The sequence below is a fragment of the Gluconobacter sp. P5E10 genome, from assembly GCF_018812145.1.
GTDB classification, from domain to species: Bacteria; Pseudomonadota; Alphaproteobacteria; order Acetobacterales; family Acetobacteraceae; genus Gluconobacter; species Gluconobacter cerinus.
Genome location: NZ_JACRVZ010000001.1, coordinates 614,397 through 636,871, shown reverse-complemented (window position 1 = coordinate 636,871; position 22,475 = coordinate 614,397). Strand labels below are relative to the sequence as shown.

Below are 22,475 nucleotides of genomic sequence, written 5' to 3'. Positions count from 1 at the left end.
AAACGGCCCCGAATTTCTTCGAAGCCGCTCGCTGACGTCATTGGAACATTCAGTTGGCTTGCGCGCCCCGAAGCGGCGCATCTGCCGGGACATCCTTGAGCGGAATACCCTGATACTTTCCTGTCAGAGTTTTCAGGAAGGCCACAATGTCCGTAACATCCTGCTCTGTGATGTCATGATCGGGCGTCTCATAACGGGCCATGGCACGAACCGCAGCGTCCAGCGTCTTTGCTGATCCATCATGGAACCATGGGCCTGTCAGCTCCACGTTCCGCAGGTTGGGGACCTTGAAGCGCTCACGATCAGACGGATTGTTCGTAAAGGCAAAGCGACCATCATCCACAGCCGTCAGCTTGGTGTGACGATCCTCGAAATACGGCCCTTCCAGACCCAGAATTTCGTAAGCGTCTCCACCGACCGCAACACCGCTATGGCAGCCCGAGCAACCAATCGCCTTGAAGCGTTCATAGCCACGCTTTTCCTGAGCCGTAATCGCGTCTGCCTTGCCCTTCAGGTACAGGTCGAAGCGGCTGTCTGGGGTGATCAGTGTTTTTTCATATTCGGCGATTGCGTCCGTCACCGTGTTCTTGGTGATATCATCCGAACCATAGATGGCCGTGAACTGATCAGCATATCCAGGCTCAGCACGCACACGATCGGCAACGGATGCCCAGTCATGAGATCCCATTTCCAGCGGGTTCATCACCGGGCCTGCAGCCTGCTCAGCCAGATCCTTGGCACGACCATTCCAGAACTGACCGATATTGAAGACGGAGTTGTAAACCGTCGGTACGTTAATCGGGCCGGTCTGACCATTAATGCCGGTCGCTGTGGTCTGATTATCCACACCGCCCTTGTTCAGGCCATGGCAGCTTGCACAATTGAGCTGGCCGTTGCCTGAAAGCTGCTTGTCGAAGAACAGGGTCCGGCCCAGTTCAGCTTTTTTCCAGTCCACGGCAATTGTTTCCGGGATCGGCTGAAGAACTTCGCCACGGAATTCTGGGGCCACGTCAGAGCTGGCATAATAGCGTTCACGCTGATCACGTACCCACTTCAGAATGTCCGCACGCTGTTTCTCGTCCAGATGAGCATGGGGATGCATCGTCAGGTAAGCCGCAGGCGGCATACGGTTCTGAACAATCACTTCCTCAATACGGGAAAGCTGTTCAACCGATGGTGGCTTGCCCTGCTGGAACGCTTCAATGATCGGCGCAAACTCAAAATGACGCTGCCCCTGCTCCAGATCACGGCTCATAATCTGATTGGCGAGCGGGAGTTTGAAGTAAAATGGCAGATCGGCATTGCGCGTGTGGCAGTAGTCACAACGGACTTCCTGAAACGCTGCAAACGCCGTCATGGCGATAGGGTCATGCCGTGTGGGGCTGCTCGCGGGAAGCTGCGGCGCACCAGCATGATCGAAATGCTCAAGATAGGTGACTGTTCCGCCCCAGGCGACAACGCCCAGTGCCACCAGACCGGCAATTCCTTTGGTAATTGTGCTGCGACGCACCGCAAATCTCCTCACTGTCACGAGAATGTGAGGTTTGGAGATTGTAACACAAGAAGTCAAAACGATTGATCCTGTCAGACCTACAGGTCTGACCGATCATTCGTCTTCCCAGTCTTCCTCCCGGGTCCCAATCGCAGCCCTGAGGCGCTTACGGGCAATGTTGACGTAACGTGTGTCCTTTTCCACGCCAATGCCGGACAACCCCTTGCGTTCCGCCGCAATCAGGCTGGTCCCCACTCCCATGAACGGGTCCAGCAAGACCCCGCCTGGCTTGGCGCCATGCAACCGCAGACAGGCTTCCGGCAACGCGATTGGAAACGTCCCCGGATGGCTGAATTTTTCTTTTCGGCTTCGCACGGTCTCATAGGGAATGAACCACGTGTCCCCACGGCATCGACGATCCATCTCATGCTGTCGGCGCGAGATATTGCTCTTGTCCGTAAATGGAACGCCAGCATCCAACCGGGCAACTCTGACGTCTCCCTTTTTCGTCAGATGAAAAATATGCTCGTGATTACGGTTAACAAAGCGGGGTGAATTCAGCGGCTTGAAATGCCCATAGGTAATTTCACCAACCGAAATCGACTTGATCCAGGTGATATGGTTCTGAAGCACAAAGAGCTTCCGCAACCGGGACATCAGTTCAAACGGAAGCCAGGGCTGTGAAGATGATCCAGCGATATTCAGAAAGAACGATCCATCGTCCTTCATGATCCGTTTCACACTGGCACAGACGTCTTCCATCCAGTCCAGATAGGCATCTTCCGGTAACTGGTCCTGATAGGTCCGATATTCGATCCCAAGATTATAGGGCGGAGACGTCACCACGACATCCACCGTCTGCGACGACATACGCCGCAGAACTGTGGTGCAGTCTCCCCGGATCAGCGTATGGGCGCCGAGTGTTTCCCGGCGGCTCCGGATCATGGAGTGGACGAATCCGCTGGAGGACGCGGCAACAGAATGACCATCCGGCCATTTTCATGCAGATTGCCGGCAACATACTGGGCAAAAGCACCCCATCCGGTGAAAAGATCGGCACGTCCCGCCCCCTTGATATCGGTTCCGATATCCTGAGCGAACACGAGGTGCTGCCATGGCGCTGGCTGGCCCTTTGCATCCGGAAGCTTTGTCTCAACCCACAGCGGGGTCGCAAACGGCACGATCGATCGGTCAATCGCAACGGACCGCCCCGCAGTCAGCGGCACACCGAATGCTCCTGTCGCGCCCTGTGCCAGACTTCCCGTATCTTTGCGGAAGAAAACGTAATTCGGGTTACGCTCCATCATCGCCATCATGCGATCCGGATGCGCCTCCAGCCATGCACGGATGCTTTCCATACTGACAGCAGAGGGAGCCAGCTCGTTATCCTGAACCAGCACACGCCCAAGCGGCACATAAGGCTGGCCATTCTTGCCGTCATAACCAGCCCGGATCTGCGATCCGTCTGGCAGGATCAGACGACCGGAGCCCTGAATTTGAAGAAAAAACAGGTCCACAGGGCTTTTCAGCCATGCAATTTCCAACCCGCGCCCCGCCAGAGCACCACCATCAATCTGGGCACGATCATAATATGGTTTGAACTGGCCGTTCTCCCAACGTCCCGTGACCATCTGACCGTTGGTTGCTTTGGCACGAACCAGATCTGCCGGGCGCCCAAAAAGAGGCGTCTGATATGGCCCCTCACGCGTCAGCGATGCCTCAATCTGGGGTTCAAAATACCCAGTATAAAACGCTTTGGTATCGGTCTCGTAGGGCTGGAACCATGTCTGCAGGTAAGATTTGGCATCCGCAGCACTCTCCAGTCCGGCGCAAGCACCAGACCAGTCTCCAACCTGACGGCCATACGGAAGGGTCTCCGCCCCCCCGAGAGGCGTTTCAGGCGGCAATTGCGTCAACCGATGGCACTCCTGCCGTAGAACGGGCAGGAGCGAAGCGAAATCCTCCTGATCCCACCCCGCGAGTGCATCGAAACCTACAGGCGTCAATGAAACAGAAGATGACGGTTCATTTGACGGGGTGCACCCGGCCAACATGGCCAAGGCAGCCAGACTCAGCAGCTTTTTCATAATGGACGAACTATTTTCAGGCTGGGCGCGATGCCGCAAGACGCCACCGCGCGTCCGACGTCCCGAACTGACGTTCAAACAGCCACAGATCATGGAATTCCGTCACGGCATCCGTGCCCTGCACCGGGTCTCCGTTGCGATCCGTCAGCATATTAACCTGACGGGACACAATCCGAACTTCGATTCGACCGATCTGGGCAGCCGCATCGTCGGTGGGAAGCATTGCATCCAGAATAGCCATACTTTCGATACCGCGCAGATCGCTGCGTTGTGTTTCGCCTGCTTCGGCGCGCACGTTGATCGCGGAGAGAAAGGCGTCTTCCGTCTCCGGTGTCATCAGACCTGACAGAGCCGCGCGGTCTCCCGCAGCGAAAGCAGGAACAATCTGGCGGAACGTGTTTTCAGCATCCTTAAGAAAAGCCTGAGGCGTAAAACCCGCATCAAGCTGGGTCATACGACCCAGTACGCTGCCCACCCGGGTTGCCGGAGCGGGAATGTCGTATTCGACCTGCGCCACGACCGTTTCCTCACCCCGCTGGCTTGTACCAGGCAGCGGTGGAGGCGTCGGACGCGCGGAGGCCTGCCCACCAGTAGCGAAAACCGGCGGACGCTCCTGACGCACACCCTGCATGCCAATGCGACGCCCCAGCACGCGGTACAGGCGAAAGCCCAAGGCAATCGCTAGAATTGCCAGCACCACGATGTCCCATGGGAACGCGTGGCCGGAATGGCCCATCAGAGCGGAGGGAAGATGAATGTCGTCAGAAGACATGAAGATTATGTTTCACACAGATCGTTGGAATTTCCGTTGTCTTACAGATAGGGCGACAGCGGACCAATCTCAACCTTCCGCATGCAGGAACCCCGTCTTGGCGCGCATGACACATCATGCTACCGCCACTGTATCGCAATCGTTCCATCGCTATCCGCCTCGCGGATCCGGAGACCGTACATGTCCGAGAATACCACCGACAACACTGCACAGAACATGGAAGGCGCTCCGCCGCAGATGCCGCTTGCCGTCAATCTGCAGTACACAAAGGACCTGCAGGAACTCGTCGAGCCGATCCTGCTGGTTGAAGTGCCGCGCCTGATCTTCCCGTATGTGCGTTCCATCATCAGCGACGTCACTCGTGACGGTGGCTTCCCGCCGGTGGTTCTGCAGCCGATCGACTTCGTTGCTCTGTGGCAGGCCAAGCGCGCCCAGCAGTTCCCGGAGCCAGCTGGCGAAGCCTGATCCTTCAGGTGACGAAAGGCCCGAGCCGTTCCAGCGGATCGGGCCACTCCACTGCACGCCAGTCCTTTTCGGTCAGGCGTGCAGCGATGGCCTCTGACAGGCAGAGCGCCCTCACACCGGACAGAGCATTTCGCTCCGGCGCACCCAAAGCCTCCATGAAGGCTTCAGCCGTTTTTCCGGAATAAAGAACAACACCTTCGAGACGGTCGCTCAACAAAGCGTCTCGCGCAGCATCCGTAAGAGCTTGCCTCTTCGTCACTGCGTATGCGTCGATGCGCCTGGCCCCCAACGCTGCGGCCAGGTCGAGGCCGTAACCCTTGCCACATGCCAGCATAAGGGACTGTCCCGTCAGGTTGTGACGACGGCAGAACTCCAGCAGGGCTTCAGCGTCGCCATCTGCGGCATGAACATTGGAAAAACCCATGGCGCGAGCATGTTCAGCCGTTTTTGCTCCTACAGTGACCATCAAACGGTCTCGCGGCCAATTTTTGAGAGCGGCCAGCGCATTGGCGCTTGTCAAAGCTACAGCCGCGCAGTCAGTCACCGCTATAGGTTCGTAGGTCTGAATTTCCAGCATCGGGCAGGCAATCGCCTCCCATCCCTGAAGCTGGAGGGCCTCGGAGGTAGAAGCCAGACCCAGCTCGGGACGCGTGACCAGAACAGCGCGCCGCGCCATAATCAGGCGCGTGTCATCTCGGCGAAAATCGCTGCTGGCGTATTGCGGCGCAGTTCGTCTGCCAGTTCCGTTCCCATCCGGGCGGCCTCAAGTGGCGCACCAGTGATTTCACGGCGGATCAGGAACGTTCCGTCTTCGCTCGCAACCATACCTGTCAGCTTCAGTACGCCAGCTTCAATTCTGGCATATCCACCAATTGGCGTTCGGCAGGAGCCGTCAAGCTCGGCCAGCAGAGCACGCTCCGCAGTTGAAACGGCCCGGGCTTCCGGGTCTTCGATGGCAGACAGAAGCTCACGCAGTTCCGTGTCACTCTCGCGTACCGTTACACCGACGATACCCTGCCCTGCGGCCGGAAGCATCTGGTCCGGCTCAAGCACGATATCAACGCGGTCTTCCATCCCGAGACGCCGTAATCCCGCAAGAGCCAGAAGCGTGGCATCACAAGCACCCGCCTGCAGCTTGTCGAGACGCGTCTGAACGTTGCCACGCAACAAACCAAATCGGAGATCCGGGCGACGGCTCAGCATCTGCGCCTGTCGACGGACGGACGCACAACCGATCAAGGCGCCCTCTGGCAGAGAGGCATACGGATCAGCCGGGTCAACTTTGGTGGACCGGTCACGCAGGATAATGGCATCACGGGCGTCTTCACGCTTCAGCGTGCACGCCAGGACAAGACCGGGAGGGAGATTGGTTTCGAGATCCTTGAGGCTATGAACTGCAAAGTCGATCCGGCCCGCTACAAGAGCTTCGTGGATTTCCTTGGCAAACAGGCCCTTGCCACCAATTTCCGCCAGACGCTGGCTGAGGTTCCGATCACCTTCAGTACTGATCTGATGTTCCTGGAATGCTCCCATGTCACGCAGGACCGGGCAAAAACGGGTCAGACGTGTCAGAAACGTCCGCGTTTGCCACAGCGCCAGCGGTGACGCGCGCGAGCCCACTCTGAGTGGGAGTTTGCGCTGGCCGGACGGGCTGGCGGCATGAGATCGGCGGACGGCTTCCGCCGCGACCTTTTGAAGGGCGTCGGAAGACAGGACGGAAGCATTCATGGACCGCACCTGTAGCTCATTCAGGCGGGGCTGTCATGATATGAGAGACTCGGTCATAATGCATGCCATGTCTGACCCTGCTGCATCCCGCCCCCTTCTGGCGATCGAAACGTCCTGCGACGATACCGCTTGCGCTATTCTGGCCTATGACGGCACCATTCTCGCCGAAGGTGTTCTTTCCCAGAACGATCACGCCATTCTTGGGGGCGTCGTACCGGAAATTGCAGCACGAGCTCATCTTGATGCCCTGCCCGCCCTTGTCCAGTCCGTGCTCGACAAGGCGTCCCTCACCTTGCAGGACATTGATACTTTCGCAGGAACGACTGGCCCGGGCCTGATTGGGGGGCTGATTGTGGGCAGTTCCTATGCAAAAGGGCTGGCTCTCGCACTGGGCCGCCCTTTCATTGCAGTCAATCACATTGAAGGGCACGTCCTGACGGCTCGCCTGCCGTCTCTTGAGGCCGATCTTCAGTTTCCATTCCTGACGATGCTGGTCTCAGGCGGTCACTGCCAGTGCATTTCCGTGGAACAGACAGGCCAGTACGTGCGCCTTGGCGGCACCATTGATGACGCCGCCGGCGAGGCCTTCGACAAAGTTGCTAAAATGCTTGGTCTTGGCTGGCCGGGAGGGCCTGCTCTTGAAAAACTGGCACAGGAAGGCCGCGCTGATGCTTTTGCGCTTCCCCGCCCGCTTAAAGGGCGTGAAGGCTGCGACTTTTCTTTTTCCGGCCTGAAAACAGCCGTCAGCCGCCTGATTGAGCCCTTGGGATCAGGCGCTCTTCCGCGCCAGTTCGCTGCCGACGTCGCCGCATCCTTCCAGCAGGCTGTGGCAAATGTCATGGCAGACCGTGCGGAACACGCGCTTGCAATGGCGCCTCACACGACTGCACTCGTCGTCGCAGGTGGTGTGGCTGCGAACCGGACACTTCGCTGTGCGCTGGAAACTGTCGCAGACCGCCACGGTATCCCATTTATCGCTCCTCCGCTTCGCCTCTGCACGGACAATGCTGTCATGATCGGCTGGGCAGCCCTTGAGCGCCTTCATGCCGGTGAGCATCCCAACGAAATAGATGTCGCGGCCCGCCCCCGCTGGCCTCTTGCGGAACGTCATCCCGCTCATAGCCCTTCCTGATTCCATAGCCGGAACCCGTCTCCCGTGAACTACAGACACGCTTACCACGCCGGAAATTTTGCGGATTGCATGAAACACGCGATCCTTCTGGTGCTTCTGAAGTCACTCGCCCGCAAACCTGCTGGATTTTGTGTTCTCGATACACATGCAGGCTGCGGACAGTATGACCTGTCTTCTGAAGAAGCCCAGAAAACCGGCGAATGGAAAAGCGGGATCGGCCGACTTCTGGACTCGGAAGATCCGGCCCTTCAGGATTATCTGTCCGCAGTGCGCGACCTCGGCCTTTATCCGGGATCACCGGCCCTCGCTCGCCATGCGCTGCGCCCCCAGGACCAGCTTGTAGCCTGCGAACTTCACCCAGAAGACGTTCGTCCGTTACGTCGCCTTTTCCGGGATGACCCGCAGGTCTCTATTCATCATCGCAACGGTTATGAAGCTTTACGCGCGCTTCTCCCCCCTAAAGATCTGAAGCGTGGTCTGGTTCTGATTGATCCACCATTTGAGAAGCTGGACGACTTTACGCAATGTGCTGAGGCGATCTCGCTGATCCGCAATCGCTTTCGCGCAGGCATTGTCGCGGTTTGGTATCCCATCAAGCACCGCACTCCGGTTCGGGCCTTTTACAATGCCCTGAAGGATGCAGGCATTCGCGATATTCTGGCATGTGAATTTCTTCTGCGCCCGGCGTTGGATCCGTCTCGCCTGAATGGATGCGGAATGCTGGTCGTGAATGCTCCTTTCGGCTTTGAAGAGGATGCCGCTCGTGTCCTGAATGCGTTGAAGCTGGGGCTTGCGACCGATGACCCGGAAGACGACATGCAGGTGCATATCGAACGTCTGGTAGAGGAATGAACATGAACGGGCGCCATATCGCAGTCATCGGCGCAGGCGCCTGGGGAACGGCTCTCGCATGTGCCGCGGCCCGTACCGGAGCACGCGTTACACTCTGGATGCGAACTCCAGTTCCTGATGGCGTCCGGGAGCTTCCTCGCTTACCCGGGATCCAGCTTCCGGACGCGGTCACCGTTACAGGCGTTTTCCCAACAGATGCGGACGTTGTGCTTCTGGTTGTGCCTGTTCAGACTGCCCGGTCCGTATCCGTCGCACTGGAAGGTGTTCTTGCTCCAGGTGTACCGGTCGTGACGTGCTGCAAGGGCCTGGAACAGGCGACCTCGCTTCTGCCGCTTACCGTACTCGCCGAAACGATGCCTGATCGGCCAACTGCCGTTCTCTCCGGGCCAAACTTCGCCATTGAAATTGCAAAAGGCCTTCCGGCAGCAGCGACGTTGGCCAGCACGGATCTGACGCTGGCAAAACATCTCACCAGTATCCTCAACTCGTCATCGTTTCGCCTCTATGCCAGTGACGACATTGCGGGCGTGCAGCTTGCCGGAGCAGCAAAAAACGTTGTGGCGATCGGCGCGGGTATCGTGATCGGAGCAGGCCTGGGCGAAAATGGCCGGGCAGCCCTTATCACCCGGGCTGTCGCCGAGATTGCGCGCCTGGCCGAAGCGTTGGGCGGACGTGCTGCCACTCTGGCGGGCCTATCTGGCGTTGGAGACCTGATCCTGACCTGTACCGGGCGGGGCTCACGGAACTACAGTCTCGGTATCGAGCTCGGAGAGGGTCGCCCCCTGTCAGCAATCCTCGCTTCCCGTACAACGGTTGCAGAGGGCGTTTTGACCGCGCCGGCGCTCGTGGCCCTCGCTCAAAAGATGGGTGTGCACGTCCCGATCCTTGAGACAATCACCCATCTGCTTTCAGAAAAACTTACACTGGAAGAAGCCAGAACGCTGCTGCTGGACCGGCCGCCGACGCTGGAATAATCAGTCTTTCAGACGAAAAGCCCGGCGATCACGGCGCTCATGGCGTTGGAAAGTGTACCGGCCACCACGGCGCGAACCGCCAGCTTCGATACATCCGTGCGCCTACGCGGCTCCGCGCTGCCAAACGCACCAATCAAAATGCCAATAGTGGAAATATTCGCAAATCCACACAGTGCGAAAGACAGGATCGTGATGGTTCGATGCGACAGGACATGCGCATGAATCATGGGAGAAAGATTCACGTAGGCGACGAACTCGTTGAATGCGATTTTCTGACCGAGTAATCCACCCGCCACCACACATTCAGACCACGGCACACCCATGAGCCACGCGAAGGGCGCAAAAACGTAACCAAGGATTTGCGCGAGAGACAGACCGACCATCGCCAGAAGACCATCTGTCAGGGCAATAATGCCAACAAAGGCAATCAGAACCGCCCCGACTGCAACCGCGATTTTGGCACCGTTCATGGCACCTTCGGCCAAGGCCTCAAACATGCTGTGATGGCCATGATCCGCCCCGGCAATTTCCGTGCTGACATGCCTCGGGCCGGGGAACAGAACACGTGAAAACAGCAGCCCACCCGGAATAGCCATTGCAGACGCAGCGAGCAGGTTCTCCATTGGAACCCCTAGCGACGCATAGCCTGCCAGAACCGAGCCTGCGATGGATGACGTCCCGCTGCACAGAACCGTCGCCAGCTCTCCAATAGAAAGACCGGCCAAGCAGGTCTGAAGGGCAATCGGCATTTCACTCTGGCCAAGGAAAATAGTCAGAACGGCTGAAAAGGATTCCAGCTGTGTGGTGCCAAGAATCTTCGTGAGAGCGCCACCGATGATGCGCGACAGGAACTGAAGCACACCCCAGTGCTGCATCAGCCCCAGAAGCGCTGCGACATACACGATTTCAGGCAGAACCTTGAGGGCGAAGATAAATCCTCCGTCCCCGAAAACCGTGTCCATTTTCGGACCTACAAGACCACCGAAAAGGAAGGCACTTCCCTGATCCCCGTAAGACAGGACCTTCGTCACGGCCCCGGAAATCATGTGGAGCCCATGTGCCCCGGCGGGAATCCAGAGAATTACGGCTGCAATAGCCACCTGAAGGGTTAAGGCACGCGCAACCAGTTTCCAGTCGATCGCCCGCCAGTTCGTGGAAAATAACGCGCCAAGACAGAGAAGACCGGCCATGCCGATCAGGACGCGCAGGATCACGAAGGCAAGCTCCCTTTCAAAAACAGAACGGTTGCACAACCTGTCTGCATGACAGCGCCATGTCCAGCCCTGCTCTCGCCTCTTTAGCAGTATGATATTACAGTAGATGAAAATGAGGGGGAGAAACCATGACCTGCGCCTATGATTTCCACCTGCCCGGACTGTCTGGGGAAACAATTGATCTTTCCCAGTTCCGTGGTCGGCCACTCCTGATCGTCAACACAGCCTCGAAATGCGGCTTTACCCCCCAGTATGAAGGCTTGCAGCATCTGTGGTCCCTCTACGGGCGCGATTACCCGGATGGCATGACGGTTCTCGGCGTACCTTCGAATGATTTTGGAGAGCAGGAACCGGGCTCGGCAGAAGAGATCAAGACATTCTGCCACCGCAATTACGGGGTCTCATTCCCTATGGCAGCCAGAGCCCATGTCAAAGGGCCAGATGCCATCCCGCTCTTCAAATGGCTGGGTAAAGAGGGCGGATTTTTATCTCGCCCCCGCTGGAATTTTTATAAGTACCTCGTGAACCGCGAAGGGCATCTCGTGCGGTGGTTCACACCGCTCTCAAAACCGACGCCCGGACGGGTAGAAGAGGCCGTCCGCCGGATTCTTCTCGATCACTGAATTATAGGGTGCCCCGGTTTCCGGCCGGGACAGCGCCTCCTCAATCAGGCGGACATTGCGCATGTCAGCCTTGAACACGGTATCGAACAGATCCCCCATTAGCGGAACAACACCAACTACCGCTTCAATGCCGACATTAAGCAGCATCTTGCGCATGGTTGCTGCTCCCACACCCATCCGGTGGCCTTCCCAGACAATATAGAGGGACAGGAGCGTTCCAAGAGCCAGCCCTCCTCCGGGAATGAGCCCCAAGACCGTATCAACACCTGCTCTCAAGCGAAGCCCGGGAATTCGGACAGCCGAGTTCAGAACCCAGGCCAGACGCTTGAGCCGCTCCAGCCTTCGTAAGAGTTCTGCGGTGTCTGACGGAGATGAGGAAAATGCGGTTTTAACCATGATACAAATTAACACGCAGACGGGATCGAGAGTTTCCTCTTTTTCCTTGACGCAGCGTATCAAAAAACGCGAGCCTCATGACAGGAATATGACAGGAGACTTCTCATGACAGCGTCTCTCCTTCGGCCCATTCTGCCGCTTCTGGTCGTTGCTGCCCTTGGCGCCTTCACGCCTTCTGTCGCACATCACGTCACGAGCTTTCTGGGCCTGCCCGGCATCTTCTGGGCGAGCGTCATGCTGACGCTGGAAATTGTTCTGCTTTGTATCGGTCTGGCTGCCGTTCGCCCCTCCATGACGCGTCCATCGGAAAAACTTTACGCTCGCGAGACTGTTCTTCGCTAAAAATCGTTCCTTCTGGCTTCAGGAGGATATGTTACCCGTCAGCGGGATACGCTAGAGACAGGAAATGCTTCGCAATTTCCTGACAGTTGGCAGCTGGACCATGCTTTCGCGTGTTCTGGGCCTGATTCGTGACCAGCTTCTTGCTGCCTTCCTTGGAGCCGGCCCCGCACAGGACGCCTATCTGGTGTCCCTGCGCCTGCCGAACATGTTCCGGCGACTGTTCGGAGAAGGCGCGTTCAACGCAGCCTTCGTGCCGATGTTCACCGCCAAGTATGAGACTGAGGGACGCACCGCAGCCCTGCGTTTTGCGGGGCAGGCTCTGTCCGCTCTGGTGGCATGGCTGGTGATCCTGACGATCATCTGTGAACTGTGCATGCCCCTCATCATCTCGATTCTTGCCCCCGGTTTTCAGGGCGAGCGTTTTGAGATGGCCCTGACGCTGACACAGATCACTTTCCCCTACATGGTCATGATCTGTGCGGCGGCTCTGGTTTCCGGTGTGCTGAATGGTCTGGGAAAATTCAGCGCTGCATCCGCCGCCTATCTGAGTTTCAACATCATCGGCATCGCAGCGATCTTTCTGGGGGCCTATGTCTGGCACAGTGTTGCGCTGACCAGTGCGTGGGGTGTCGTTATTTCGGGCATCGTCCAGCTGGGTGCCCTCTACTGGGCCGCTCATCGGGCCGGTGTCGCGCCGCATCTCGTCCGCCCCAGCTTTTCAAAAGATATCCGTGGTCTGATGCGACGGATGGGGCCGGGTCTCGTCGGATCGGGTGTCACACAGATGAACCTGATGGTGGACACGATCATTGCCACCAGACTGCCCGTTGGCTCCCCGTCGATTCTGTACTTCGCGGACCGGATCAACCAGCTCCCTCTTGGCGTTCTTGGTGCTGCTGCGGGTACAACCCTCTTGCCGCTTCTAACGCGACACGTTGCCAACAACGACCGCGCTTCCGTACATGCCAGCCTGAACCGCGCCCTCGATTACGCTCTGCTTTTGACCCTTCCCGCAACGATGGGCCTAATTGCACTGGCTCCCTCGATCATGGCTGGCCTGTTCAGCTACGGTCACTTTACGGTCGCAGATGCACTGAAGTCTGCCCAGTCCCTGCGGGCCTACGCCCTTGGGCTTCCAGCATTTGTACTCATCAAGGTCTTTTCGCCCGGCTTTTTCGCTGAAGGGGATACCAGCACGCCCGTCCGAATTGGCTTCTTTACCCTTGGATTAAATCTGGCGCTCAATCTGGCGCTCTACAAACCACTGGCTCATGTGGGCCCTCCACTGGCCAGCACGATTGCAGCGGTCGTGAACGTTGCCATTCTGGCCGTGCTTTTGCATCGCCGTGGCATCTTCCAGCCTGACCCACGATTGAAAAGCCGCTCAGCCCGGATAATTGGAGCCTCTCTCATGATGGCCCTCTGGGTTGCCGCAGCACAAAAATTTGCCGCTCCCGACCTGCCGAACTGGCACGGAATCTGGCGCCTGAGCATGCTGGGCGCACTGATCGTGTTCGGAGGCGTGGTCTACGCCATTTCTCTCGACGCCCTGAAGGTTCTGAAACTCAGTGACGTGCTCGCAGCGTTGCAAACGCGCATCGCCAGAAGACGCACACGCTAAGACACTGATCCTGCCGGTTCACACACCGGCAGGGACACGGTAGTTTCCCCTCCCCTCCTCATATCTCACCACCGGAGACCGGACCCATCGGCACGTTCATGCCCCTGCCTTCTGCCGCCAATGCTACGCCTTCCATGGCGCAATGGTTCGCGCTCAAGCATCAGGAGCCAGATGCTCTTCTGTTTTTCCGAATGGGTGATTTCTACGAGCTATTCTTCGCAGATGCCCAAGCCGCCGCGATGGCACTCGATATCGCGCTGACAGCACGGGGCAATCACAACGGCGAGCCGATTCCCATGTGCGGCGTTCCGGTTGCAGCGGCACCGGCCTATCTGTCTCGTCTGATTCGCCGAGGCTTTCGCGTTGCTGTTGCTGAGCAAACGCAGGCACCGCAAAAAGGCCAGAAAGGCCCTCTTCCCCGCGCGATCGTCCGTGTCGTCACTCCGGGCACTCTGACGGAAGACGAACTGCTCGAAGCTGGCCGCGCCAATCTGCTTCTGGCTATTGCCCGCTCCGGAGACCGCCGCTCCAAAATGATTGGCGCAGCCTGGATCGATATTTCTACAGGCGCGTTCGAGACAACGTCTGTGCCTGAAGTCGCCCTTCCAGAGCTGATGGCCCGTCTGGACGCTGCGGAAGTTCTTTCAGATCCAGAGCTCATCCCGGCAGACCACGCCAGCCGGCTTGCACCAGTCGCTGTTCCGCCGTCTCTGGATAGCGCCCGTACTCTGATTTCCCGTGCCTATGGGGTGGCACAGATTGATGCGCTCGGAGACTTTCCGGACGAGCAGGCCATCGCCTGTGCCATGGCACTTCACTACGTTCAGCGCAGTCAGGCCGGAGCGCTTCCCAGACTCTCGCGCCCGATGCCGCAGGGCATCAGCGGCGTGCTCGGGATCGACCCAGCAACCCGCGCCAGCCTCGATATTCTGCGTACCCGTGATGGGGAGACAAAATACAGCCTGTTCGGTGTGATCTCCCGCACCGTCACAGCAGCAGGCTCCCGCCTGCTTTCTCAATGGATTTCCTCTCCACTCACTAACGCCATTACCATCACCGAGCGTCAGAACGCATGGCTGTGGCTTCGATCCGTTCCGGGTTTTACAGCCGCATTGGGCGATATTCTTAAACGCACACCAGACCCGGCTCGCGCCCTCGGCCGGCTGTCGGCAGGACGTGGCCAACCGCGCGATCTCGCATCCATCCGCGATACTCTGATTGCCGCCGACGATCTGACAGCCCTTTTCCAGCCGGCCTGCGACAAAAACACACCGTCCCTGATCCGCACGCTGACGGCTGGCCTTTATGGCCGCGCCGATGCCCTTTTAGACACGCTGAAAGCTGCGCTTGCGGAAGAATTGCCTGCACGCATCGAGGACGGTGGTTTCATCGCCGTCGGATTTGATGCTGAGCTGGATCGATACCGAACACTCCGGGATGAAAGTCGACGGATCGTCGCAGCACTTCAGGGGCGCCTCTCCGAAGAGTACGGGATCGGCAATCTTAAGATCCGCCATCATGCCCAGCTGGGTTACGTCATTGAGGTCCCTGTTGCAGCCGGGGCGAAGCTGAAAGAGCGACCTGAGCTTTCTTTCCGACAGGGCACAGCGAGCCTCGCACGTTTCTCCACCGAAGAACTCGCTGCGCTGGACCGCGCCATTCTCGAGGCCGCAGACAAAGCGAGCACGCTTGAGCGCCGACTTTTCACCGCCCTCTGCACCCGCATCCTCGAAACTCCCGCGCTGGACGAAGTCGCAGAATATCTTGCTCTGACAGACGTCTTACGATCCTGCGCAATTCTGGCAGAGGGAGGCTCGTGGTGCCGCCCAACTGTCACGGACGATACCGATTTCGAGCTTGTCGCTTGCCGACATCCCGTTGTCGAAGCCGCCCTCACAGAAACCGGCAGCGCGGACGCACGCTTCATTCCCAATGACTGCGCTCTTCCCCCAGAACACCGCGCCATGCTCCTCACCGGCCCGAATATGGCGGGTAAATCCACATTCCTCCGTCAGACTGCGCTTGCCGTGATCATGGCGCAGGCCGGGCTGCCGGTTCCGGCGAAAAGCGCCCGTATTGGTGTTGTGGATCGGCTGTTTTCCCGCGTGGGTGGTGCAGACGATCTGGCGCGTGGCCGCTCCACCTTCATGGTGGAAATGACTGAAACCGCTGCCATCCTCAATCAGGCCGGTCCCAAGTCTCTTGTCGTCGTCGACGAAATTGGACGTGGAACGGCAACGCTGGACGGCCTCTCCATTGCCTGGGCTACGCTTGAAGCGCTCCATACCCAGCTTGGCTCGCGCACGATTTTCGCTACGCACTTCCATGAGCTGGGCGCTCTGACTGAGTTCCTGCCGCGCCTGGCTCCGTACACTATGGCCGTCAAAGAGTGGCGGGGCGAGGTCATTTTCCAGCATGAAGTCCGCCCTGGTTCAGCCCGTAAGAGCTGGGGCCTTCATGTGGCCAAACTGGCCGGGATTCCGCAATCGGTGGTGAACCGTGCCTCTCGGCTTCTCAGCACATTCGAACGTGAACAGGCTGAAGCCCGCTCTTCGCTGCCATTGTTCGAGGCCGTTGCAGACGCATCAGAAGACGCCCCCGAGCCGCAGGTTCTGCACTCTCCGGCCCTCGATGCGCTCACGACCATCAACCCTGATGATCTCTCTCCCCGAGAGGCGCTAGCCGCGCTATATGATCTTAAACGCCTCGCTACAGGAGACAGGACTTGAAAAGTGCTGGTTTCTGGGGCGAAAGTCTTCCCTCCCCTTTCGCTGACGATACGGATACGACCCTGTCTGACCGCAAAGCCATGACCCCGTCGCTGCAAACAGCTCTTCAGACTGCCGCCGCACAGGGGCTGACGTCCCGAGATGACGTCCTCTCCATCCTTCGTCGTCATCTTGGCAATGGCCATGCAGATATCCGCATCAGGTTCGAAAAGCGCCTGATCTCGGGGATTGATGCGGCACGCGCGCTCGCGGCTCAGGCCGACAGCGTTGTCTGTGCGCTGGCTGATCTTTCTGCCGCGCAGGACAATGCGTCCTCCGAAGAGCCACTCTGTCTGTGTGCCACCGGCGGCTATGGAGCGGGCCTTCTCGCCCCCTTCAGCGATATCGACATCCTGTTTCTCATTCCGGAAGATGCATCTCCGGCCCTGACCACACGCATTGAGTTCATTCTCTATGCCCTCTGGGATCTTGGCCTCCGAGTCGGTCATGCGACGCGCTCCATCAGCGCCTGCATCAAGGACGTGGCCGAAGATCTGACCATCCGCACGGCCCTTCTGGACCTGCGCCCCCTTTATGGTGATCGAACGCTCGCCCGTAATCTCCGCTCTGCCCTCGGTGCAGATCTCCAGAACGACACGCTGTGCGATTTCGTCCGTGGCAAGATTGAAGAGCGTGAGCTGCGTCATCGCCGCTTTGGTGACAACCCCTACATGGTTGAGCCGAACATCAAGGAAGGCCGCGGCGGCCTCCGTGATCTTCAAACGCTGAACTGGATGGGCCGTGCCGCACTTGGCTGCGCCATTACAACGCCAGACCAGAGCACGGCCCCTGCCGAAGCCGTCCCGACACCATCCTTTATTTCCTTTGGCCTCCTGACCAACCGTGAAACCCACCGCGCCCGGCGTGCGTGGGATTTTTTCTGGACTGTCAGGCTGCACCTTCACTATATCACCGGCCGCGCGGAAGAGCGGCTCACCTTTGACGTTCAGCCCGTCATCGGGGGCCGGATGGGATATGCCACGCACGGACGTCAGCGCGGTGTCGAACGCTTCATGCGACACTACTTCCTGACGGCACGGGACGTCATGCGCCTGACGCATGTTCTTCAGCCGATCGTGCTGATGCGCCTGCAGGATCAGGCAAGCGACACTCATCCGGAAGCACTCCCGGGGCCAGAAGGTTTCGAACGTATTGCCGGACGTCTCTGCCCTGTTGATCCGGTCACGTTTGCAAAGAACCCGCGTGACATGTTCCGAATGCTGGACTGCGCGCGCCGGCATGATCTGGAACTGCACCCACTTGCCATTCAGCAGTTGATCCGCAACGAACGGCACGCCGTTGAACTGCGGGATGATCCGGAAACAGCGCAGATCTTTCTTAATCTGCTTTGTGAACCAAGTGCGGATGAAACAAAGACCGTTCCGTTCTGGCTTCCCATTCTGAACGAAACCGGCCTGCTCGGTCGCCTGCTTCCGGACTGGTCACGCGTTGTCGGCCAAATGCAGTTCGACAGCTATCACATCTATACGGTGGATGAGCACATCATTGAGGCCGTCCGCATGATGGGCCAGATCGAAGCGGGTCATATGGCGGATGAGATCCCGCTTGCATATGGTCTCGCCAAGGATCTGCGCTCACGCCGGGCCCTATATGTCGCGGTTCTTCTCCATGACATTGCCAAGGGCCGTGGCGGCGATCATTCGGAACTCGGGGCGGATCTGGCCCTCACCATCTGCCCGCAACTGGGTCTGGACCCTGAAGAGACAGAGACAGTTTCGTGGCTCGTTTTGCATCATCTACTGCTGTCCCAGACAGCATTCACCCGAGACATTGATGATCCCCGGACGATCCTTGATCTTGCAGACACCATTCAGTCTCCGGAACGCCTTCGCCTTCTCCTCCTCCTGACAATCGCTGACATGCGCGCCGTCAGCCCCAAAGTCTGGAATGCCTGGAAAGCCACGCTTCTACGTGAGCTGTTTTCCCGTGTGGCAGAAGTTCTGGAAGGCGGACTGGCCGCAACGGAGCAGGACGGCCGCGTCACGCATGCCCGTGAATTGGCCCGAGATGGTCTGAGCTCGCTGCTGCCAGAAAGCAGTATCGAGCACTTTCTGGCTCTCGGATATCCCAGCTACTGGCTCGGTTTCGACACCGATACCCACATGCGCCATGCGCGCATGATCCACGATTCGGACCGATATCGCTCACCCGTCACCGTCGAAGCTTATCCAATTCCGGAACGCGGCGTGACAGAGCTCACAGTGCTTTGTGCTGACCATCCAGGACTGTTCTCACAGATTGCTGGTGCCCTTGCTGTCGCAGGCGCATCCATCGTGGATGCCCGCATTCACACCCTCAGCGATGGCATGGCTCTGGATACTTTCTGGGTTCAGGACGCTGATGGATGTTCCTTTGAAGATCCTCACCAGCTTGGGCGTCTTAATCATCTGGTCGAGCAGGCCCTATCTGGTCGCCTTGACCTGAAGAAGGGTATCGCAGAAGCGCGTCATCGCGGAGCTTCCCGCCGGATGCGCGCTATTCACGTTCCACCCCGTGTAGTGATCGATAATACCGCTTCGGATCGGCACACTGTCATCGAGATCAACGGTCGTGACCGATCGGGACTGCTCCATGACATCACAACGACGCTAAGCGAGCAGTCGCTTCAGATTTCCTCTGCTCACATTACCACCTATGGAATGCGGGCCGTGGACGTTTTCTATGTTCGTGACCTTCTGGGCATGAAGATCACAGATCCAACGCGCCTGGCTCACATACGTGAAACACTCCTTGCTTCCCTGACGCCACAAACCGTCAAGAAGGCTGTTGCTGCACCCACGTCCTGAGGTTTTCGGCCACCTGTTCCACAACGGGTGGCCACGCTTCTGGCAGGAAGCCTTCTGGCCTGAACTGCCGCACATTCTGGTACCAGGGAGTGGTTTTCCAGCGCCAGTCACCGCCCCGGCGATTCAACAGCCAAAGCGGGCGCCCCATGGCACCAGACATGTGTGCCACCGCAGTATCCACACTAATAACAAGCGAGCACCGCCCTACAGCGTCCGCAAGCTCTTCGGGTGTTTCGAGAGAGACCTTTTCCATCCATTCCGGGCAATTTCCCTGTTGAAGGGACACAAAACGAACGCCCTCAACACGTTGCAACGGCTCCACCCATTCCAGGTTTAGAGAGCGACGCCGATCAAACCTGTAAGACGGATTTCCCGCCCAGCAGAGTCCAACAACCCGCGGCTCCGGGATCGACGCAGACTCCAGATAGGGCGTTGCTCCTCCCTGGCCCGCCAGCCCCAGAACAAATGGTAAGCTCAGAAGACTGATTTCTCCTGCGACAGGTCCTTCAGGTTCCAGAATCCGAGCATGGTCCATCGTAGGCATCCGGCTTACTAACGAAGCCACTGGAAAATGCAGTCGGAGAGGTCGTCTGGCGGTGGCTAAAGGCAGAAACCTCAAAAACTGGATGCTATCTCCCAGACCTTGCTCTGCCGTCACGACAATCGGCAATTCACCTTCGGAGCCATCCCACGCTAGAGAAGACTGCGGCGTATTCAGAAGGCGATGTCGACTTTCAAATTCCTGCCAGCCTTCCGAAAACTCACCTTCTCCCAGCAAAATAGTCGCGTGATTGAAGCGAGCCTGGGCTTGCTCGTAATCAGACGTCCGACCAGCGATGACCGAAAAAAGCCGCTTGGCTGTCTCTTCCTCGCCCATCTCCATCAGAACCGTTCCAAGGTTATTGGCAATCCGGGCATCCTCGGGAGCAAAACCTAGCGCTTCTTCCAAGGTTCGGCGTGCTTCCTGCAAGTTCCCAAGAGCCATCTGAACCAAGCCGAGACTATTCAGGGTTGCTCCGGTTCGGGCTCCCAAATCACATGCCGTTTCCAAAGCCTGAAGGGCTGACTCTAAAAGTCTACTTTCAAAAAACGCTGCTCCGAGATTAGCCCAGCCACGCCCATCGCGCGGCGCACGTTTCGTCACTCTGTCAAAACAGAAAAGTGCCTTATCCGGACGCCCATCCTGCAGATAGATTTCACCAAGCCTTGTAAGATATTCGACATCGTCTCGCGCAAGGGCGCACGCTTCCTCCAGAGCTTCACAAGCCTCTTTACGCTGCCCCAGCAGCAAAAAGACTTCAGCACTCGCGGCATGGGCGCGCGGGTCAGCAGGCTGCAATATTCGCGCTACGGAGAGAGCCGCACGTGCAGGCTCAAAGTGGCCCTCTGCAGCGAGTGCCAACCCCAATGTGATATGAACACGCGCTGATCTTGATGCTGGAAGGCCACCAGCCTGCAAAGCCCGTCCGGCCATCGCAATAGCGGTCGCATTCTGCCCGCGAGCACGAGCCAGACAGGCCATGCCGTGCCACGCATCAGGTTGCGCAGAGTCATGAGCCAGAATGTCACGCAAGGATTTTTCAGCGCTCGCGAGGTCGCCTCTGGCGAAGCAGTCAAAAGCAAAACGCGTCGGATCTGGCTTGTAATGACCTGTCATCCGTCAGTGATGCGGCCAAATGCCCTGAAAATCCATTCCTTCGAGAAGATTTCGGCAAGACAACCCAAAGAAACACCATGAGACGTTAACGAAATTTTCAGACTCTGGGCGTCATAACGTCTTGTAACAAGACTAGCCAGAGGCGTCTGACCATGCATCTTGAACAACGGACAGGCAGCGTTCCGGGCCTGGTTTATGCAACTGTGCGCCAGGGTATGACCACGCGCACGTTCCCTATTGAAATCAGACAAACGGCATCCGGTCATTACATTGCCCGCATGCCCGACCAACGCTGGTCCATTGAATGTATGACTGTAGATACGGCGTTGCTTATGCATGCAGCCGTGCTTTTCCCGGTTGAGCATGAGCACGCTCCCTGGCTATCCAACCCACGACCGGCACTGTCGCCCGTGCAACGTCATGCAGCCCGCATTCTTTCTTCAAAAACCCGAGAAGAAAAAACGGAGCAAGAAGCCACGCTGGATTATTAGTCCTGTTTGAGGCTTGCCAAATTTTCTGGACGGGCCGATGTCTGGAGCTATGAAAAGCCGGTTTTTATATTCCGTCGCGAGCGCTCTTCTGGGCGCTGCTGGTCTGTTCTCTTCACCTGCTTATGCAGACCATCCGTGGAAAGATGCTCCGCAGTCAGCACAGATTGTTGCTGATGCTGCGCTTGATCGTGTTCAGCTTGGCTCCCTGCTTCCACATAGCGCAGACACTTTCCTGGCTTTGAGTGAAGAGGGTCGCCCTGTTTTACTCGATTCCCAAAATCACACTCATCCGTTTCCGATTGATGCCGCTGAGCAGGGACAAATCCCGCCCCTCGCATTTCTGACGCAGGCAGGATCGGATTACTGGGGCCTGACAGTGTCGCCTCAGGCTAAGCTTGTTCATCTCTCTGTGGATGGGAAGCTTCTTGGAGAGGTCCCCTTCGTCGGCGGAACGCTGAAAGGCAGCAATCTCACGGTACTTCAAGTCCATGGAAGTTTTGCCTATGTGACGGACGAAGGAAAACCGGCCCTCGTTGTCGTTTCCCTGAAGGACGGTAAAGCACAGCGCTTTCTGCCCTATGATCCATCCGTCACAGGACGCAGACCGTTCACGCGCAACGCACAAATTACCAACGGACCGGACGGGCACCCTCTGACTGGCGGGAATGTTCGGTTTCTGGCGCTCGACGCAAAGGGGCAATGGCTGTTTTACATGCCCGCCTGCGGCCCCCTGTATCGGATTGACGCCTCCCTCCTGACAGATCCGGCTTTCACGCCCGTTGAGCAGCTTGATGGCATTGTGGAATGGCGCGATACGCCGAGCCTCGGCGGCATCACCCTAAGCCCTGAAAACGTCTTCTACATGTCTGACCTTACGGATGGCGCTCTCCTTCAGTTCGGCAGCGAACGCAATCCTCTGATCCTCATCCGGGATACTCGCCTTCTCGAAGCTGGAGCACTGGCGGTTTCTGACAGCCATCAGGTTGCCGTTCTGACATCAGAAGATGGAAAACCGCACATTCTTCGCATCGCCTTGCCATAGAAGGTCGTGATA

Annotated in this window: 19 protein-coding genes and 1 pseudogene; 11 read left to right on the top strand and 9 right to left on the bottom strand. The window is 58.0% G+C overall.

The annotated features are described in order from the left end of the window. Window positions 1-49: 49 nt before the first annotated feature. From KP707_RS02855 to KP707_RS02840, 4 genes are all read right to left on the bottom strand, one after another. Window positions 50-1,510 (bottom strand): cytochrome-c peroxidase, encoded by a 1,461-nt coding sequence (locus tag KP707_RS02855; protein WP_064273998.1) that lies wholly within the window; start codon window positions 1,508-1,510, stop codon window positions 50-52. Window positions 1,511-1,606: 96 nt separating this feature from the next. Then, entirely contained in the window at window positions 1,607-2,437 is an 831-nt protein-coding gene (locus tag KP707_RS02850; RefSeq protein WP_211506691.1) for a site-specific DNA-methyltransferase, read from the bottom strand. After that, window positions 2,434-3,579 (bottom strand): murein transglycosylase A, encoded by a 1,146-nt coding sequence (locus KP707_RS02845; RefSeq protein WP_211502076.1) that lies wholly within the window; start codon window positions 3,577-3,579, stop codon window positions 2,434-2,436. Before KP707_RS02845 ends, KP707_RS02850 begins: the two co-directional genes overlap by 4 nt. Window positions 3,580-3,595: 16 nt before the next feature. Continuing rightward, on the bottom strand, window positions 3,596-4,351 hold the full coding sequence (locus KP707_RS02840) for a Tim44/TimA family putative adaptor protein (protein WP_211502075.1): 756 nt from the start codon (window positions 4,349-4,351) through the stop codon (window positions 3,596-3,598). A gap of 207 nt (window positions 4,352-4,558) precedes the next feature. Between KP707_RS02840 and KP707_RS02835 the strand changes: the two are divergent. Beyond that, window positions 4,559-4,816: pseudogene (locus tag KP707_RS02835) on the top strand (protein-export chaperone SecB); the annotation flags it as partial. A gap of 4 nt (window positions 4,817-4,820) precedes the next feature. Here KP707_RS02835 and KP707_RS02830 read toward each other — a convergent pair. Then, complete coding sequence (locus tag KP707_RS02830) at window positions 4,821-5,492, bottom strand: uroporphyrinogen-III synthase (protein WP_211502074.1); 672 nt, start codon at window positions 5,490-5,492, stop codon at window positions 4,821-4,823. A gap of 2 nt (window positions 5,493-5,494) precedes the next feature. Next, window positions 5,495-6,544 carry a hydroxymethylbilane synthase gene (hemC, locus tag KP707_RS02825; protein ID WP_064273994.1) on the bottom strand — a complete coding sequence of 350 codons (1,050 nt, stop codon included), beginning with the start codon at window positions 6,542-6,544 and terminating at the stop codon, window positions 5,495-5,497. A 58-nt stretch (window positions 6,545-6,602) separates the two neighbouring features. Here hemC and tsaD point away from each other — a divergent pair, with 58 nt between their 5' ends. From tsaD to KP707_RS02810, 3 genes are read left to right on the top strand one after another with little or no spacing between them, the layout of a single operon-like run. Further along, entirely contained in the window at window positions 6,603-7,676 is a 1,074-nt protein-coding gene (gene tsaD, locus KP707_RS02820; RefSeq protein WP_211502073.1) for a tRNA (adenosine(37)-N6)-threonylcarbamoyltransferase complex transferase subunit TsaD, read from the top strand. Window positions 7,677-7,700: 24 nt separating this feature from the next. Then, window positions 7,701-8,528 (top strand): 23S rRNA (adenine(2030)-N(6))-methyltransferase RlmJ, encoded by an 828-nt coding sequence (locus tag KP707_RS02815; protein WP_064273992.1) that lies wholly within the window; start codon window positions 7,701-7,703, stop codon window positions 8,526-8,528. Then, window positions 8,525-9,502, top strand: coding sequence for an NAD(P)H-dependent glycerol-3-phosphate dehydrogenase (locus KP707_RS02810; protein ID WP_211500082.1), 978 nt, complete (start codon window positions 8,525-8,527; stop codon window positions 9,500-9,502). Before KP707_RS02815 ends, KP707_RS02810 begins: the two co-directional genes overlap by 4 nt. Window positions 9,503-9,510: 8 nt before the next feature. Here KP707_RS02810 and KP707_RS02805 read toward each other — a convergent pair whose 3' ends face one another. After that, the gene (locus tag KP707_RS02805) at window positions 9,511-10,755 is read right to left on the bottom strand and encodes a NupC/NupG family nucleoside CNT transporter (protein ID WP_249202729.1); all 1,245 of its coding nucleotides are present in this window, start codon (window positions 10,753-10,755) and stop codon (window positions 9,511-9,513) included. An 89-nt stretch (window positions 10,756-10,844) separates the two neighbouring features. Between KP707_RS02805 and KP707_RS02800 the strand changes: the two genes are divergently transcribed. Next, the gene (locus KP707_RS02800) at window positions 10,845-11,339 is read left to right on the top strand and encodes a glutathione peroxidase (RefSeq protein ID WP_083956279.1); all 495 of its coding nucleotides are present in this window, start codon (window positions 10,845-10,847) and stop codon (window positions 11,337-11,339) included. Here the strand turns inward: KP707_RS02800 and KP707_RS02795 are convergent. After that, window positions 11,280-11,735, bottom strand: coding sequence for a DUF4112 domain-containing protein (locus tag KP707_RS02795; protein WP_211502071.1), 456 nt, complete (start codon window positions 11,733-11,735; stop codon window positions 11,280-11,282). The two genes, KP707_RS02800 and KP707_RS02795, sit on opposite strands and share 60 nt — an antisense overlap. A 105-nt stretch (window positions 11,736-11,840) precedes the next feature. Between KP707_RS02795 and KP707_RS02790 the strand changes: the two genes are divergently transcribed. The 4 genes from KP707_RS02790 (at window position 11,841) to KP707_RS02775 (ending at window position 19,273) form a co-directional block, all read left to right on the top strand. Further along, entirely contained in the window at window positions 11,841-12,077 is a 237-nt protein-coding gene (locus KP707_RS02790) for a hypothetical protein (protein WP_046899673.1), read from the top strand. A gap of 64 nt (window positions 12,078-12,141) precedes the next feature. Next, on the top strand, window positions 12,142-13,698 hold the full coding sequence (murJ, locus tag KP707_RS02785; RefSeq protein ID WP_203548525.1) for a murein biosynthesis integral membrane protein MurJ: 1,557 nt from the start codon (window positions 12,142-12,144) through the stop codon (window positions 13,696-13,698). 98 nt (window positions 13,699-13,796) lie between these two features. Then, window positions 13,797-16,427: a DNA mismatch repair protein MutS gene (gene mutS / locus KP707_RS02780; protein ID WP_211502070.1), complete on the top strand. Its 2,631-nt coding sequence runs from the start codon at window positions 13,797-13,799 to the stop codon at window positions 16,425-16,427. After that, complete coding sequence (locus KP707_RS02775; protein WP_046899676.1) at window positions 16,424-19,273, top strand: [protein-PII] uridylyltransferase; 2,850 nt, start codon at window positions 16,424-16,426, stop codon at window positions 19,271-19,273. The genes mutS and KP707_RS02775 overlap by 4 nt, the downstream gene beginning before the upstream one ends. On the opposite strand, the gene KP707_RS02770 is transcribed toward KP707_RS02775, so the two are convergent. After that, the gene (locus KP707_RS02770) at window positions 19,242-20,930 is read right to left on the bottom strand and encodes a lipopolysaccharide assembly protein LapB (RefSeq protein WP_211502068.1); all 1,689 of its coding nucleotides are present in this window, start codon (window positions 20,928-20,930) and stop codon (window positions 19,242-19,244) included. The two genes, KP707_RS02775 and KP707_RS02770, sit on opposite strands and share 32 nt — an antisense overlap. Before the next feature lie 152 nt (window positions 20,931-21,082). Between KP707_RS02770 and KP707_RS02765 the strand changes: the two genes are divergently transcribed. Together KP707_RS02765 and KP707_RS02760 are read left to right on the top strand one after the other, a co-directional pair. After that, window positions 21,083-21,421 (top strand): hypothetical protein, encoded by a 339-nt coding sequence (locus KP707_RS02765; RefSeq protein WP_249202728.1) that lies wholly within the window; start codon window positions 21,083-21,085, stop codon window positions 21,419-21,421. 49 nt (window positions 21,422-21,470) lie between these two features. Beyond that, on the top strand, window positions 21,471-22,463 hold the full coding sequence (locus KP707_RS02760) for a hypothetical protein (protein WP_211502067.1): 993 nt from the start codon (window positions 21,471-21,473) through the stop codon (window positions 22,461-22,463). Window positions 22,464-22,475: the final 12 nt, after the last annotated feature.